This window comes from Variovorax frigidus (genome assembly GCF_051216515.1).
In the GTDB taxonomy this organism is placed as follows: domain Bacteria; phylum Pseudomonadota; class Gammaproteobacteria; order Burkholderiales; family Burkholderiaceae_C; genus Variovorax.
The window spans coordinates 64959-79882 of the sequence record NZ_JBPJZF010000008.1 but is presented as its reverse complement, the minus strand read 5'-3'; the positions used below and the strand labels follow the sequence as shown (position 1 = coordinate 79882).

The window sequence follows — 14924 nt, the reverse complement described above, 5'->3', positions numbered from 1 at the left end:
AGCCAGTTCGGGCTCAGCCGGCCAGCCGCGCGATCTCCAGGGCGATGCCGGGGTGGTCGCAGGCCACGCGCTTGGCGTCGGCGCCGCCGGGCGAGCCGAGCCCGCTGACGTTGGCCGCGAAGAACTCGCGGTTGATGGCCGTGAAGTGTTCCATTTCGGGCGGCAGCCGAAGGTCTTCGTAGATGGCCTGGGTGGGGCAGGCGGACACGCAAACGCCACAGTCGATGCATTCATCCGGGTGAATGTACAGAGTGCGCTCGCCTTCGTAGATGCAGTCCACCGGACAGCACTTGACGCAGGCGCCGTCCTTGATGTCGATGCAGGCGCCGGTAATGACGTGGGGCATGGCATGGAAGGCCGGGCGCCTAGCGGCCCAGCCACTGCGGCTTGCGTTTCTGCTGGAACGCCAGCACGCCTTCGTCGGCGTCTTCTGACTGCAGCGCGGCCACCAGCGCCGGCAGCCGCATGCGGTGCGCGTCGGCCGGCGCCAGCGTGCCGGTGCGCCGCACCACCTGCTTGATGGCCTTGAGCGACAGCGGCGCGCAGGCCAGCATCTGCTGCACCCAGCGGTCGACGGCGGTGTCGAGCTCGGCGCGTGGCACCACCTCGTTGACCAGCCCCATCTCGAGCGCGCGCTGCGCCTTCACGCGCTGGCCGGTGAGCATCATGCCCATGGCCTGGCGGTACGGAATCTGCCGCTGCAGCAGCAGCATGCCGCCGTCCAGCGGCAGGCGGCCCACCAGCGGCTCGGGCAGGCCGAAGCTGGCTTCTTCGCAGGCCACCACGATGTCGCAGCCCAGGACCATCTCGAAGCCGCCGCCGAGCGCCAGGCCGTTGACGCGCGCGATCACCGGCACGTCGAGCGTCTCGCGCAGCGCGATGCCACCGAAGCCGCCGGTGCGGGCCGCGGCCCAATACGCGACGCCCTTGAGGTTCGAGGTGTTCTTCAGGTCGGCGCCCGCGCAGAACGAGCGCTCGCCCGCGCCGGTGAGCACCACCGCGCGGATGTCGTCGCGCGCTTCGATGTCGGCCCAGATGCGCTGCAGCTCGGCCTCGGTCGGCAGGTCGACCGCATTGAGCACTTCGGGCCGGTCGATGGTGACCGTTGCGACATGGTCGACGACGTCATAGAGAACACTCATGCGTCGGCCTCCTCGATCAGCGCGCGGGCCTCGGCCAGCACTTCGTCGGTGTGCTGCCCGAGCTTCGGCGGTTCGCGCCGCAGGCCGGCCTTGGCGCCCGACATCTGGATCGGGCTGGCGATGAACTTGAGTGGACGGCTCGACGACGCATCGCCTTCGAGAATCATCGCGTTGTGCAGCGTCTGCGGATCGACCAATGCCTCGCGCATGTCGCGCACGGGGGCCGACAGCAGGTCTTGCTCTTCGAGCTTTTGCAGCCAGTGGTCGCGCGTGTTGCTGGCAAAGCGCTCGCGGAAGATCGCATGCAGCGCCGCCTTGTGGGCGAACTGCGCCGCCATGCCCGAGAAGCGCGCATCGGCCGACAGGTCGTCGATGCCCAGCGCCGTGCAGATGTCGCGCAGCGGGTTGGCCTTGAAGGCGCCCACCAGCACCAGCGGCCCGGTCTGCGTGTCGAACACGCCCGACAGCGGCATCGCGGCCCAGTTCACCTCGGAGTCTTCCATCATGACCATGGCCGCTTCCTGCATCTGCATCGCGAGCATGGAGTTGTAGAGCGACACCGCAATCTTCTGGCCTTCGCCCGTGCGTTCGCGCTGCAGCAGCGCCAGCAGGATGCCTTGCACCATGTGCATGCCCGCCGTGTAGTCGGCCAGCGCGGTCGGGTAGATCGACACCGGGACCGAGGCGTCGGCGCGGCGCGCCATCACGCCGGTGAGCGCCTGCGCCAGCACGTCCTGCCCGCCCTTGTGGGCATAGGGGCCGGTCTCGCCGAAGCCGGTGCCCACCGCGTAGACGATGCGCGGGTTCAGGCGCTTGCAGTCTTCGTAGCCCAGGCCCAGCCGCTCCATCACGCCGGCGCGGAAGTTGTTGGTGACCACGTCGGCACCGGCAATCAGCGCCTTCACCAGTTCCATCTGCTCCGCATCGCGCAGGTCGATCTCGACGCTGCGCTTGTTGCGGTTCAGGCTGCAGAAGATCGGGTTGTCGTTCCCGGCCACCGGCGCGAAGGTCGAGCGGCTCAGGTCGCCCGCGCCCTTGCGCTCGATCTTGATGACGTCGGCGCCGTGGTCGGCCAGCATCTGTGTGCAGACCGGTCCCATCATGACCTGCGTGAAGTCGATCACGCGGATGCCGTCCAGCGGCAATGCACCGGTGCTCATGCGGCCTCCTTGGCGAACGAACGCGCGATGGCGGGCACGTCGGCGTTCGGCCCCTTCTGGTCGCCCGGGTCGGCGCCCTGCGCGCGCAATGTCTTCTGCAGCTTCGACACATCGACATCGCGCACCGACACGCCGGCGTTCAAGGCCAGCGCCGCGGCAGTGCCCGTGGCCTCGCCCATCGCCATGCAGGGCGGGATCTCGCGCGAGATCTTCTGCGCGGCCGAGGTGGCCGAGTAATGGCGGCCGGCCACCAGCAGGTTCTCGACGCTGCGCGGCAGCAGCGTGCGATACGGGTAGTAGTAGTCGCGGCCGCGCGCCACGCTGTCGTCGAAGCGGGTGCGCTGGGCCACGTCTTCCTTGGTCATCACGTAGGTGCCTTCGAGCAGGCGGGTCTGGCGAATGCCGGTCTGCGGCGCCATGTCGATCAAGGTGCACTTCGAGAAGCCCGGCAGCCTGGCGCGCACGAACTCGATCACCTTGTGGATGGTGGCGCGGCCCTGCACTTCGGCGCGTGTGAGGTCGCTCACCTTCAGGCCGTCGAGCCCCGGCATGTGCGGGCAGTTGCACCACACCACGCCGGGGAGAGGCGTCTTGAGCCACCAGGCTTCCCAGGCGCCACCGAGCATGTGCTTGATCTCGCGGTCCAGCGCCTGCCAGGCCACGGGCTCTTCGCGCTCGAAGCGCTCGGCCTCGTCGGTGTCGACCGCGCCGAGGCGGAACACGGTGGTCACGATGTAGCTGCCGCTGATGTGCGGCGCGCCGGCCGAGGCGGCCACGTCGAGGTCGCCGGTGGTGTCGATCACCACCTTGCCCAGGATGGCTTCGCGCCCGCCCTTGGTTTCGCAGACCACGCCCTTGACCTTGCCGTCTTCGACCAGCGTGCGCGAGAACCACGAATGCAGGCGCAACTCGATGCCGGCCTGCTGCACCATCTCGAGCGAGGTGCGTTTCCACGCATCGGGATCGAATGCGGCGGCAAAGCAGATCGGGTGCGGCTTTTCCTTGCTGTGGAAGTCGTAGGTGCCCCAGCGTTTCCAGCGCCGCACCGACTCGGGCAGCGAGCCCCAGTCCTGCTGACGCGGGTACTCGGCCAATCCCAGTGCCGACATGCGCTCGATCATCTCAAGGCAGATGCCGCGCACCGAAATTTCCTGCTGGTGGCTGTCCCACATGTCGTCCAGCACCAGCACCATACCGCCCGAGGCCAGGCCGCCCAGGTGGTTGTAACGCTCCAGCAGCGTCACGCTGGCGCCGTTGCGCGCGGCGGCCAGGGCCGCGGCCTGCCCCGCGGGGCCGCCACCGACCACCACCACGTCCGATTCGGCTGCCACGCGCACGTCGTGCGCGGGTTCCTGCATCCAGTCGCCAATACGGCTCATAGAACTCTCCTGTTGATGTGTTGAGATGAGTGTTTGAAATGCGCCCTGTGCATCACGGGGCGGCTTCCGGTTGCCAGCGGATGACCCAGCGCTCGGCCAGCGTCACCAGCAGGAAGAACAGGCCCGAGAGCGTGGCGCTCATGACGATCGCGGCGTAGAGCAGCGGCGAATCGAAGTTGAAGGTGGCCTGCAGGATCATGGCGCCGATGCCGACCGTGGCACCCACCCACTCGCCCACCACCGCGCCGATGACGCACATCGACGCCGCGATGCGCAGGGCCGAGAACAGGTACGGCAATGCATTGAGCAAACGCAACCGGAAGAAGATCTCGGTCTTGCTGGCCGACAGCACGCGCATCAGTTCCATCGCCTGCGGGTTGACGGACTCCAGCCCGCGCACCATGTTCACCAGCGTGGGGAAGAAGCAGACCAGCGCGGCAATGGTGATCTTCGGCTCCATGCCGTTGCCCATGATCAGCACCAGCACCGGCGCCTTGGCCACCAGCGGCACGGCGTTGAACATCAGCACCACCGGAAAGAAGATGTCCTGCAGCGTCTTGTTGTGCACGAAGACGGTCGCAATGGCAATGGCCGCGAGGTTGCCCAGCACGAAGCCGCCGGCGGCCTCCATCGCCGTGGGCAGCAGGTTGTCGAGCAGCACCTCGCGCTTGGCGTACAGCGTCTCCAGCACGGCCCAGGGTGTGGGCGCAATGAAGGCCTTGACGTCGAACACGACGATCACAGCCCACCACAGGAAGACCAGGCCGACGATGCCGAGCGCCGGCAATATGCGGCGGCGCCACAGGCGGCGCTGGCGCGCGGCGGCCCAGGCAAGGTATTCGGGATCGGCCGGTGCGGCAAAGGCGCCGGTCACGCCGGAATCGAGGGAGCGGGTGTTCATGGCATCGGCCTCAGCAGGTTTCCAGCACACGGCGCAAATGGCTCGTGAGGCGAACGAATTCGGGGGTCTCGCGCATCTCGAGCGTGCGGTCGGCCGGCAGCTCGACGGGCACGATCTCGCGCACGCGGCCTGGGTTGGCGGCGAGCATCAGCACGCGCTGGCCCAGAAAGGCCGCCTCGTGGATGCTGTGGGTGACGAACAGAATCGTCACGCCGGTCTCGCGCCACACGCGCAGGATCTCTTCGTTGAGCCGGTCGCGCGTGATCTCGTCGAGCGCGCCGAAGGGCTCGTCCATCAGCAGGATCTTCGGGTCGCTCGCAAGCGCGCGCGCAATCGATACGCGCTGGCGCTGGCCGCCCGACATCTCGTGCGGGAACGCGCCCAGGCGGTCTTTCAGGCCCACCAGGTCGAGCAGTTCGCGCGGCGAGCGGCGGCCCTTGCGGCTGGCGCCACCGCCGACCTGCAACGGCAGCTCGACGTTCTGCAGCGCCGTGCGCCAGGGCAGCAGCGCCGCGTCCTGAAAGACGAAGCCGATGTCGCGGTTCTTGCGCGCGGCCTGCGGTGTGGAAGACAGCACCTCGATGCGGCCGCGGCTGGGCTGCAGCAGGTCTGCCACCACGCGAAGAAAGGTCGACTTGCCGCAACCCGACGGGCCGAGCAGCGTCAAAAACTCGCCTTGCGCCACGTCGAGGTCGAGGCTTCCGATGGCGGTGACGTCGCGGCGCTCGGTGAAGAAGCGCACGCCGATGTCGCGGCAGGCAATCGCCGGTGGCGCGTTGAGAACGGCAGCCATCGCGTCAGGCCTTCACCACGCGGGCGGCCGCGGTGGCCTTCAGCGCATCGAGCGAGATCACGTCCTCGACCTTCGGCGTGCGCGCGGTGAACTGGCCCAGCTCCGAATAGGTGGTGATCTGCTCCTGCCACACGGCCGGGTCCATCGCGCCCCAGCCCTGGGTCTGCGCGGCACCGCCGAAGGAATAGTCGAGCATCACGTCGACCGCGACGCGCTCGTCCTCGCGCTTGAGGTTGGGGTACTCCTTGACCAGCATGTCCACCGCCTGGTCGCGGTTGGCGCGCACATGCTGCCAGCCCTTGGCGGTGGCGCGCAGGAAGGCCTCGATGATCTTCGGCTGCGTTTCCAGCGTCTTGGTCGACGCGTAGTAAGGCAGCGCGTAGAGCCGCACGCCGGCGTCCCACAGCGTCATCTCGACGCGGTCGGGGCCGAGCACCTTGATGGCGGTGGTGCTGGTGAGCCAGCCCGTGACCACATCGACCTGCCCGGTGAGCAGCGGCGTCATGTCGGCGCCGACGGAGATCACCTTCACGTCTTTCTCGGGGATCTTGTTCTTGGCCAGCAGCGCGCGCAGCAGGATGGCCGCGGTCGACGGAATGCCCACGCGCTTGCCGATGAGGTCGGCCGGCTTGCGCACCGGGTTCTTGGCCAGCGAAAAGTAGGTGTACGGGTGTTTCTGCGCGCCCGCCGCGAAGCACTTGATCGGCAGGCCCTGCGACACCGCCAGCATGATCGAAGGGCTCGACGACACCTGTCCCACTTCGTAGCGGCCCGACGCGATGATGGCCACACCGTCGATGTTGGGGCCGCCCGGCTGGATCGCGAAGTCGATGCCTTCCTGCTCGTAGAAGCCCATGCGCTTCGCGACCACTTCGCCGATCTGGTTGACCCCGACGATCCAGCCCAGCTGCATGTTGACGCGCGCCTTGCCTTGCGCGAAGGCATCGACCGACAACAGGCCACCCGCGGAAAGTCCGCCGGCGATGAGGGAGGTCTTGAGGAGACTTCGGCGACCGGGGTCGCGGAGATTGGCCATGGTGGATTCCTTTTCTTCGATGCGCTGAGGTGGAGTCATTCGGCGTGTGGGCCGGCCCTGGTGCGAGACGCCGAGGGCCAGCGAGGCGAATGCTAGGAGTGCGGCGTGAGCGCACCAAGCACCGTTTTTCGCAACGGGTGAACTAAAAAATAGCTCTCCTTGCGCACCGCCAATGACACCGTGGTGCGCGTGGCGCACAGGCGTGCACCAGCATCGGGAAAACGATAGGTCCCGAGGCGTGCGTTCAGGGGTGCGTCGTGCCCTCGAACGGCCGTATCGGCGCGGCGCCGATCCCGGTGCCGGTGAGCTCGCGCGAAGGCTTCGCGCTGCGTGTGGCCTGCGACGCGGAAACCGGCATTGCGCTGCTGCAGCCCTGCGAGGTGACCCGATGCGTCTGCGCCAGAATGCTAGCGCTGCAGCCCGATGTCGGTTTCCTTGCAGCGCCGGATGACTTCCGAGAAGTAAGGCTCGAACACGCGGTTGGCAACTTCCCAGCGGCCGTGTTCTTCGAGGTATGCGGGAAGGAGCTGGTTCAACTCGCCCCACACGTCCTTCTCGCGCACCGTGGCGAGCTGGCCGTCGCGGAAAACGACGTTCCCGGCCACCACCACCAGCTCGATCGCGCTGCCGCTTTCGCAATAGGCCAGTTGCCTGACGATGTCGTTCCTGGGCCGGAAGCTGTCGTTGTCCAGGTCGAGCATCACCAGGTCGGCGGCCTTGCCGATTTCGAGCGAACCGGTGATGTCGGCGAGCATGGCGGTGCGGGCGCCGTCGATGGTCGCCATGCGCAGCGTCTCGATGGCGCTGAGCCATTGCGCCGGTGGCGTGCCGCCGGTGTTGTGCATCAGCGCGGCAAAGCGGATCAGGTCGAACACGCGCGCGCTGTCGTTGGACGACAGGCCGTCGGTGCCCAGCCCGATGGCCACGCCCGCGTCCAGCAGTTTGCGAATGGGCGCCAGGCCCGAGCCCAGCTTGAGGTTGCTCAGCGGGTTGTGCACCACCGAGCAACCGGCTTCGCCCATCTGCGCGATGTCATCGTCGTTGATCCAGATGGCATGCGCGAGCGTGGTGTGTCGGTCCAGCACGCCGATGTCGTGCATATGGGCCAGCAGGGTCTTGCCGTAGAACATCTGGCCGGCCACGGCCTGCACCTTGGTCTCGAGCAGGTGGGTGTGCAGCGGCACGCCGTGTTCGACGGCCAGCGCGTGGCAGGCCTGCAGCATGTCGGTGGTGCAGCGCTGCGGCGCCGACGGCGTGATGGCGAAGCGCAGGCGGCCGTCGGCCTGCCCGTGGAACTGCCGGAAGGCTTCCTGGCAATAGGCGGTGTAGTCGGCCGCCGTGGTGGGCGCGCCGAAGGTGAGCTGGTTGCGCAGGTGCGCCGGAAAAATCTCATGGCCGAAAGGCGTGGAGTCGAGCACCGGCGTGTTGAGCACGGCGCTGGACACGTTCACACGAATGCCCGCATCGCGGTACGCCTGGAAGACGATGCCGAGCCGCTCGGTGCTGTGTGCCATCGGGTCGAAGAAGTCGTCGCACAGCGTGGTCACGCCGTTCTTCAGCGACTGCATCGCCAGCAGCAGCGTGCGCAGGTAGAGCAGGCGGTCGGGAATCGGCGCGCCCGAGATGTACGTGTAGGCGTACAGCAGCCAGGTCTCCAGCGGCATCTGCTCGTAGCGGCCCTTGAAGAAGGTCTCGCTGGAATGGGTGTGCGCGTTGACGAGGCCGGGCATCAGCAGCTTGCCGTGGCCCGCGATGACTTCGCACGATTCGGGCACGGCAAGGCCGGTGCCGATGGCGGCGATCTTGCCGCCCTGAAGCAGCACGTCTGCGCGCACCGGCCGCTCGCCGTGGCGCCGGGCCATGCTCAGGACTTCCGCGCCCTGGATCAGGAGGGGCTTCGATGGGGTCGTCATGTTCAATCGCGCATTTCCGCCGTGCCGCGGATCGAGCCGAGCCCGCCGCGGAGCTTGGTGCTGAGCCACACGCCGAAGACGGTCGCAATGTAGGGCAGGGCCTGCAGCATGTCATTCGATATCGCGCCGCCGTAGATCAGCTGAGCCTGGATGCCCAGCGCCGAAACGATCGCGAAGAACAGCGCCGCGGCGGTGGCGCCGAGTGCGCTGCCGGCACCGAAGATCACGGCCGCGAAGGCCATGAAGCCACGGCCCGCGGTCATGTTCTGCGAGAAGATCTGCAGGCTGCCGCCGGCCAGCTCCGCGCCGCCCATGGCGCACAGGATGCCGCCAAGTGCCAGAGCCAGCAGGCGCATGCGGCTGGGGTTCACGCCCACGCTGCGCGCCGCGAAAGGATGCTCGCCCGAAGCCGACAGTTGCAGGCCCAGGCGGGTGCGCTCCAGCAGCAGCCACACCAGCCACACGGCCACCGGCATGAACAGCACGAACACCGAAAGGCTGCCGAAGGGGCCCAGGTCTGCGTCGAACAGGCTGTTCAGCTTGGGAATGCCGAAGGGCGCCGTCACCGTGGCTTCGCTGTCGTAGAGCGCCTGGATGGCCAGCGACGTGCCGCCCAGCCCCAGCCCGGTCAGACCCAGCCCCGCGATGATCGGATTCGCCTTGAGCTTCTCGACCACGTACCACAGCAACGCCGAGGCCAGCACGCACAGCGCGATGGCGATCAGCATGGCCTGCACGAACGATTCGGTCTGCACGATGCCCACGATCAGCGCGCAGCTGCCGATGATCATCAGCCCTTCGAGGCCCAGGTTCCAGACGCCCGCGCGCTGGGCCAGCACCCCCGCCAGCGTGACGTAGATCAGCGGCGTGCCGGAAATCAGGATGGAAACCAGGGTGTCTGTCATGCCGGCTTTCGGGTCAGGAGCTTGTCCAGCCACTTGGCGCGGGACGTGATGAAGAGGGCGATGGTGGCGTTGATGACTTCGATGGCCGCCGCGGGCAGGCCGACCATCACCGGCAGGTACAGCGCCGCCGAGGCCAGCGCGCCGAAGAACAGGGCCGAGACGGCCGTGCCCACGATGGACAGCTGCGCCACCAGCGCGATCAGGATGGCGGTGAAGCCGTGCGCGGGGAGGAAGCCGCTGGCCAGCCGGCCGTTGGGGCCGAGCAACTCGATGCTGCCGGCCAGCCCCGCCAGTGCACCGCTGACCAGGAAGCTGAAGAGCCCGATGCGCCCGACGCGCGCGCCTTGCCACGACACCATGGTCGGGTTGCGCCCCGCCAGGTTGGCCACGATGCCCAGCGCCGTGCGGTTGGCCAGCAGCCACGACAGCGCGAACACCAGCAGCGTGAGGACGACGATGAGCGGCGACACGCCCAGCGAATCCGAGATGCGGTACGCATCGGCAATCGGCCGGCTGGAGGCTTGCTGGCCCGAGCCCGTCGGGTCTTTCAGCGGGCCCGAGGTCACGTACACCAGCAGCAGGCCCGCCAGAAAGTTGCCCATCAGCGTGGTGATGACTTCGTCGGTGCCCGAGCGCAGCCGCAGCAGCCCCGGCCACATGGCCCACAGCGCGCCGCCCAGCAGGCCGGCGAGCAGGCAGCACGACACGACGAGCCAGGCCGGTCCGCCCGACAGCCATTCGGCCGTGAACGCCGCGAAGATCGAGCCGATGTAGAACTGCCCTTGCGCACCGATATTGAAGAAGCCCGCACGGAACGCGATGGCCACGCCCGTCGCGGTGATGAACAGCGGCATGGCCCAGCGCAGGCCCTGGTGCACCGCGCCGTCGCGCAGGAATGCACCGTCGAGGATGCCGGTGAACAGCTCGCCGACCGGCAGCCCGGCGCAAAGGAAGGCGAGCGCACACAACAGCAGCGCGAGGCACACGAAGAGCAGCACGCGCAGCACCGGCAGCATGCGCGCCATGGAAAGGGTATTGGACGTCATGCGTGTGCTCCCACCATCGCCTGGCCCACCTGTCGCAGGTCGTAGGGCGCGCTGTATTCGCCGACGACCTGGCCGCGCAGCATGACCAGCACGCGGTCGCTGATGTCGAAGAGTTCGTCGAGGTCGGAGGAAATCAGGATGATCGCGGCGCCCCGGTCGCGCGCCTGGCGCAGCGCCTTCCACACATAGGCGGTGGCGCCGATGTCGAGGCCGCGCGTGGGTTGGGCTGCAATGATCAGGCGGGCGCTGTCGTCGACCTCGCGCGCGAAGATCACCTTCTGCGCATTGCCGCCAGAGAGCGAGCCCGCGGGCTGGCTGCAGCTGGCGTAGCGCACGTCCCATTGCGTGAGCGCGGTGTCGCATTCGGCCTGCAGCTTCTTCGGCCGCACGAACGACAGCAGGCCGTCTTTCAGCAGGCGGCCCATGGCCCAGTTCTCCCACAGGCTGCTGTTCAACGAGAGGCCTTCCACGTTGCGCTCGAAGGGAATGATGCGAAGGCCGGCCGCGCGGCGCGTGGCGAGGTCGCTGTGCGTCAGGTCCTTGCCGTCGAAGGCGATGGTGCCGCCGGCGGTTTCCGCCAGCGCGGCGATGGCGCGCACCAGTGTGCGCTGGCCGTTGCCTTCGACGCCCGCGATGCCGATGATTTCTCCGGCGCGGATGTCCAGGCTCACATGGGCCAGCGCGGCGCCTTCGGCATCGGGCCGGGTCGACAGGTCGTGCATGCGCATGACGGTCGGGGCATTGAGGTCGGGCTTTCGGGCGACAGGTTCGCTGCCCGCCGGCGGCGGGGCCTTGGCGTCGCCCATGATCCACTGGCTCAGGTCGGCGGCGCTGATGGTCGCGCAGGGCACCGGCCCCATGACGTGTTCGCCGCGGCGCAGCACGCTCACGGTGTCGGCGATGGCCATCATCTCGCGGATCTTGTGCAGGATGAGCACGACGGTCACGCCGCGCTTCTTCAGGATGCGAATGCGCTCGAACAGCGTCTCCACACCGGCGGGTGCGAGCACGGCCGTCGGCTCGTCGAGTATCAAGACCTTGGCGTCGGTCACCAGCGCGCGTGCGATCTCGATGCCTTGCTGCGTCTCGATCGGCAGGTTGCGAATGACCTCGCGCGGGCTTACGGCAAGGCCCAGTCCGTCGAGGTGCGACTGCCAGCGTTTCTCGAGCTGGCGCGAGGTGAACAGGCCGCGGTGCCGGTCGGAACCGAACTCCATGGCCTGCGCCACGGTGAACGAAGCCGGCAACGCAAAGCTCTGGTGCACCAGCTCCACGCCGGCGGCGCGCGCGGCGCTTACCTGGCCGGTGCGGATTTCGTGTTCACCGATGCGCACGCGCCCGTGCGTGGGCTTGACCAGCCCCGAGCACACGCGCGCAAAGGTGGTCTTGCCCGCGCCGTTCTGGCCGACCACCGCATGAATCAGCCCTTCCTCGAAGGCGATGGAAACACTCGAGAGCGCCTTCACGGTGTCGTACTGCACCGTGACGCCATCGAGGACCAGCGCGGCGCCCGGGCGGGTGGCCTCGCCGTTCGGAGAAGTTCTGTTCATGCTGCAGCCGGAAGAATCAAAGAACGGTGTTGAACGGCACCTTGAGGGTGCCGCCGAGGATGGCCGCCTGCGCGGTGCGGATCTCGGCCATGGTCGCCTCGGCCTTGGCCGCGACCGCCTTGTCGCCTTCCTTCTGGAACAGCGGCGACAGTTCGAGCGCCACCACGCCAGTGCCCAGGCCGGTGTGCAGGTGCGAGCCGCCCTTGCCGGCCTTCATGATGCGCGAGGCCTCGTCGTACAGCGACTTGCCGAAGTGCAGGCTGACGATGGAAACGAGCGACTTGGGGCCTTGCGGATACTGCGCCGGGTCGAGGCAGCTCACCAGGCGGCCGGGCTTGTCGTTGGCGGCCGCGATGATGCCCGCGTCGGTGGCGGCGGCATCGGTCTGGATGAAGTCGATGCCGCTGTTGTACATCTGCGTGGCGATCTCGCGGCCCTTCACCGGGTCCTGGAACGAGCCCGCGAAGGCGACCGTCACGGTGGCGTTCTTGTGCACCGACAGCACGCCGGCCTTGAAGGCGTTGAAGTCCGCGTTCAGCGGCGGGATCGACATGCCGCCGATGAAGCCGATCTTGCCGCTGGTCGTCATGCGCCCCGCGAAGATGCCGGCCAGGTAGGTGCCCAGGTAGTAGTCGTACGACACCGTGGTCACGTTCGCAATGGCCGGCTTCATCTCGTCGCCGAACAGCTGCAGCCACTGCGTCTTCGGGTACTTGGGCGCCAGCGCCTTGAAGGGCTCGGTGACCTCGTTGAAGGTCGACACGATCACGGCCGCGCCGGCATCGCCCAGCGTGCGGAAGATGGTCTCGTAGGTCGACGGGTCCTTGGCGTAGATGGCGCGGGTCTGCATGCCCGTTTCCTTGCCCAGCAGCTTGAGCCGCGCAATCATCGCGTCGACCGCGCTGGCATCGCCAGCGGCCTGCGTGTGCACCAGCGCGATCAGCCCGCCCTTGGCGTGCGCGATCAGCGGGTAGAGGGCGCTGGCCATGGCGACACCGCCCAGGCCGGCTGCGGCTTTCAGGATCTGCCGGCGTGGGGCGGCGGCGCGAGAGGTGGCGTGGGTGGTCATGCGGTGAGCTCCGGAGTTGAAGGACGGACGGACAAGCGAAGAGAAGAGTTCAGGGCGTGGGCGAGCTGGGCGCGGGATTCATGATCATCACGTCCTGGCTCTGGATGGCGTCGAGCGCCCACACGCTCTTGATGAACGACTGCCACTCGGGGTCGGCGTACATCGCGGCGCGGCGGGCCTCGCGGTCGGCCAGGCTGTCGTACGCCCAGATCAGCACGGTGGTGTGCAGCCGGCCGATCTCGGAAACGTACAGGCCCACGAATTGGTTCAGGTGGCGCTTTTGCACCGGCAGGCCTTCGCGTTCGTACTTCTCGCGCCATGCGTCGATGGTGCCGGGGCGGAAGGTATAGAGGCGGTGTTCGATGATCATGAAAGTGCTCGTTTCTTTCCGGTGAATCTGCTTACTGGCCGGCCAGGATGAATTCGGCGCACTTCTCGCCGATCATGATGGCCGGGGCGTTGGTGTTGCCGCTCGAGATGACCGGCATGATCGAGGCGTCGGCCACGCGCAGGTTGGCGATGCCGTGCACCTTGAGCCGGTGGTCGACCACGGCCATGTCGTCGTGGCCCATCTTGCAGGTGCCCACCGGGTGGAAGGTGGTCATCGCGGTGGCGCGCAGCCAGGCCATCAGGTCTTCGTCGCTTTGCTTCTCCGGGCCGGGCGCAATTTCCTTGCCACGGTAGGCGTCGAACGCCGGCTGCTCGATGACCTGGCGCGTCGCGCGGATCGCATTCACCATGGTCCTGCGGTCGAAGTCGGTGTCCAGGTAGTTGGGCTGGATCAGCGGTGCGTCGGTCGGTCGGCCCGAGCGCAGGCGGATGCGGCCCTTGCTGTTGGGGTTGACCGGCCCCACGCGCAGCGTGAAGCCGTGGTTGGCTTCGATGCGGGTCTTCTTGAACGGGTTCGGAAAATACAGGTTGGCGGTTTTTTCCAGCGCCGGCATGAAGTGCAGCTGCACGTCGGGGTCGTCCAATTCGGGCGATGTCTTGATGAAGGCGCCGGCCTCGTAAGGAAAGGTCGTGGTGATGCCTTCGCCGAACAGCATGCCCTGCACCACCGAGAACGCGATCTTGTCGAAGCGCAGGTCCTTGTAGAGCGTCACGGGCTGCTTGCATTCGTAGGCCATGACGCAATCGACGTGGTCCTGCAGGTTGCCGCCCACGCCGGGCAGGGCCTTGCGCACCGGAATGCCGTGCTGCGCCAGCTCGGCCTCCGGCCCGATGCCCGACAGCATCAGCAGGTGCGGCGAGCCGACCACGCCGGCGCACAGAATCACTTCCTTGTTGGCGCGCGCGATGTGCATCTGGCCATTCACTTCGTAGGCCACGCCCACGGCCTTCGATTGCTCGATGACGACCTTGTGGGTCAGCGCGCGCGTGACCACCTTGAGGTTGCTGCGTTTGAGTGCCGGCCGCAGGAAGGCGAAGGAAGCGGACCAGCGCTTGCCCTTCTTGATGGTGAAGTCGTAGCGCCCGAAGCCCAGTTGCGTGGGCCCGTTGAAGTCGTCGTTCAGCGGGTAGCCGGCCTGCTTGCCGGCTTCGCAGAACACGTCGAGCAGTGCGTTCCAGCCGCGTGCGCGGCACACCGTCAGCTCGCCCTGCGTGTTGTGGAACACGCCTTCGCGCTGGATGTGACCCTCGGAGCGCTTGAAGGCCGGCAGCACGTCCTTGTAGGACCAGCCGGGGTTGCCCATGGCGGCCCAGCCGTCGTAGTCCTGTTTGCCGCCGCGCACGTAGATCATGCCGTTGATGGTCGACGTGCCGCCCAGCACCTTGCCGCGCGGCCAGTAGAGCTTGCGGCCATTGAGGTTGGGCTCCGGCTCGGTGTGGAAGTGCCAGTTGTAGATGCCCGACTGGAACAGCTTGCCCATCAGCATCGGCAGGCGGAACAGCGGGTTGGAGTCCTTGCCACCGGCTTCGAGCAGCAGCACGCGCGTGGCGGGGCGGGCGCTGAGCCGCGCGGCGAGGGCGCAGCCTGCGGAGCCCGCGCCCACGATGATGTAGTCGTAGTCGTTCGCGTCGTTCATGAA

14 protein-coding genes are annotated in these 14924 nt (G+C 67.6%); all 14 read right to left on the bottom strand.

The window, feature by feature from the left end; genetic code table 11:
* Positions 1-13 precede the first annotated feature (13 nt).
* The gene (fdxA, locus tag ACSFBC_RS23605) at positions 14-346 is read right to left on the bottom strand and encodes a ferredoxin (RefSeq protein WP_435512767.1); all 333 of its coding nucleotides are present in this window, start codon (positions 344-346) and stop codon (positions 14-16) included.
* Positions 347-365: 19 nt separating this feature from the next.
* Positions 366-1142, bottom strand: coding sequence for an enoyl-CoA hydratase-related protein (locus tag ACSFBC_RS23600; protein WP_435512766.1), 777 nt, complete (start codon positions 1140-1142; stop codon positions 366-368).
* Complete coding sequence (locus ACSFBC_RS23595) at positions 1139-2302, bottom strand: CaiB/BaiF CoA transferase family protein (RefSeq protein WP_435512765.1); 1164 nt, start codon at positions 2300-2302, stop codon at positions 1139-1141. Before ACSFBC_RS23595 ends, ACSFBC_RS23600 begins: the two co-directional genes overlap by 4 nt.
* The gene (locus tag ACSFBC_RS23590; protein WP_435512764.1) at positions 2299-3681 is read right to left on the bottom strand and encodes an FAD-dependent oxidoreductase; all 1383 of its coding nucleotides are present in this window, start codon (positions 3679-3681) and stop codon (positions 2299-2301) included. Before ACSFBC_RS23590 ends, ACSFBC_RS23595 begins: the two co-directional genes overlap by 4 nt.
* Positions 3682-3733: 52 nt before the next feature.
* A complete protein-coding gene (locus tag ACSFBC_RS23585; protein ID WP_435512763.1) occupies positions 3734-4582 on the bottom strand; it encodes an ABC transporter permease in 849 nt (282 codons plus the stop codon).
* Between the two features lie 10 nt (positions 4583-4592).
* Complete coding sequence (locus tag ACSFBC_RS23580) at positions 4593-5375, bottom strand: ABC transporter ATP-binding protein (RefSeq protein WP_435512762.1); 783 nt, start codon at positions 5373-5375, stop codon at positions 4593-4595.
* Positions 5376-5379: 4 nt separating this feature from the next.
* Positions 5380-6411 carry an ABC transporter substrate-binding protein gene (locus ACSFBC_RS23575; RefSeq protein ID WP_435512761.1) on the bottom strand — a complete coding sequence of 344 codons (1032 nt, stop codon included), beginning with the start codon at positions 6409-6411 and terminating at the stop codon, positions 5380-5382.
* Positions 6412-6818: 407 nt separating this feature from the next.
* A complete protein-coding gene (locus ACSFBC_RS23570) occupies positions 6819-8324 on the bottom strand; it encodes an amidohydrolase family protein (RefSeq protein WP_435512760.1) in 1506 nt (501 codons plus the stop codon).
* A 2-nt stretch (positions 8325-8326) separates the two neighbouring features.
* Positions 8327-9229 carry an ABC transporter permease gene (locus ACSFBC_RS23565; protein ID WP_435512759.1) on the bottom strand — a complete coding sequence of 301 codons (903 nt, stop codon included), beginning with the start codon at positions 9227-9229 and terminating at the stop codon, positions 8327-8329.
* Positions 9226-10275, bottom strand: a complete 1050-nt coding sequence (locus tag ACSFBC_RS23560) for an ABC transporter permease (RefSeq protein WP_435512758.1) — start codon at positions 10273-10275, stop codon at positions 9226-9228. Before ACSFBC_RS23560 ends, ACSFBC_RS23565 begins: the two co-directional genes overlap by 4 nt.
* Entirely contained in the window at positions 10272-11825 is a 1554-nt protein-coding gene (locus tag ACSFBC_RS23555) for an ABC transporter ATP-binding protein (RefSeq protein ID WP_435512757.1), read from the bottom strand. The genes ACSFBC_RS23560 and ACSFBC_RS23555 overlap by 4 nt, the downstream gene beginning before the upstream one ends.
* 16 nt (positions 11826-11841) lie before the next feature.
* On the bottom strand, positions 11842-12894 hold the full coding sequence (locus tag ACSFBC_RS23550; protein ID WP_435512756.1) for a BMP family ABC transporter substrate-binding protein: 1053 nt from the start codon (positions 12892-12894) through the stop codon (positions 11842-11844).
* A 49-nt stretch (positions 12895-12943) separates the two neighbouring features.
* Positions 12944-13264, bottom strand: a complete 321-nt coding sequence (locus tag ACSFBC_RS23545) for an NIPSNAP family protein (protein ID WP_435512755.1) — start codon at positions 13262-13264, stop codon at positions 12944-12946.
* Positions 13265-13295: 31 nt separating this feature from the next.
* Complete coding sequence (locus ACSFBC_RS23540; protein WP_435512754.1) at positions 13296-14921, bottom strand: GMC family oxidoreductase; 1626 nt, start codon at positions 14919-14921, stop codon at positions 13296-13298.
* Positions 14922-14924 lie beyond the last annotated feature (3 nt).

Excerpts from the sequence above, each read along its gene's own strand:
- fdxA (WP_435512767.1), bottom strand. The coding sequence starts at position 346 with ATGCCCCACGTCATTACCGGCGCCTGCATCGACATCAAGGACGGCGCC.
- ACSFBC_RS23600 (WP_435512766.1), bottom strand. The coding sequence starts at position 1,142 with ATGAGTGTTCTCTATGACGTCGTCGACCATGTCGCAACGGTCACCATC.
- ACSFBC_RS23595 (WP_435512765.1), bottom strand. The coding sequence starts at position 2,302 with ATGAGCACCGGTGCATTGCCGCTGGACGGCATCCGCGTGATCGACTTC.
- ACSFBC_RS23590 (WP_435512764.1), bottom strand. The coding sequence starts at position 3,681 with ATGAGCCGTATTGGCGACTGGATGCAGGAACCCGCGCACGACGTGCGC.
- ACSFBC_RS23585 (WP_435512763.1), bottom strand. The coding sequence starts at position 4,582 with ATGAACACCCGCTCCCTCGATTCCGGCGTGACCGGCGCCTTTGCCGCA.
- ACSFBC_RS23580 (WP_435512762.1), bottom strand. The coding sequence starts at position 5,375 with ATGGCTGCCGTTCTCAACGCGCCACCGGCGATTGCCTGCCGCGACATC.
- ACSFBC_RS23575 (WP_435512761.1), bottom strand. The coding sequence starts at position 6,411 with ATGGCCAATCTCCGCGACCCCGGTCGCCGAAGTCTCCTCAAGACCTCC.
- ACSFBC_RS23570 (WP_435512760.1), bottom strand. The coding sequence starts at position 8,324 with ATGACGACCCCATCGAAGCCCCTCCTGATCCAGGGCGCGGAAGTCCTG.
- ACSFBC_RS23565 (WP_435512759.1), bottom strand. The coding sequence starts at position 9,229 with ATGACAGACACCCTGGTTTCCATCCTGATTTCCGGCACGCCGCTGATC.
- ACSFBC_RS23560 (WP_435512758.1), bottom strand. The coding sequence starts at position 10,275 with ATGACGTCCAATACCCTTTCCATGGCGCGCATGCTGCCGGTGCTGCGC.
- ACSFBC_RS23555 (WP_435512757.1), bottom strand. The coding sequence starts at position 11,825 with ATGAACAGAACTTCTCCGAACGGCGAGGCCACCCGCCCGGGCGCCGCG.
- ACSFBC_RS23550 (WP_435512756.1), bottom strand. The coding sequence starts at position 12,894 with ATGACCACCCACGCCACCTCTCGCGCCGCCGCCCCACGCCGGCAGATC.
- ACSFBC_RS23545 (WP_435512755.1), bottom strand. The coding sequence starts at position 13,264 with ATGATCATCGAACACCGCCTCTATACCTTCCGCCCCGGCACCATCGAC.
- ACSFBC_RS23540 (WP_435512754.1), bottom strand. The coding sequence starts at position 14,921 with ATGAACGACGCGAACGACTACGACTACATCATCGTGGGCGCGGGCTCC.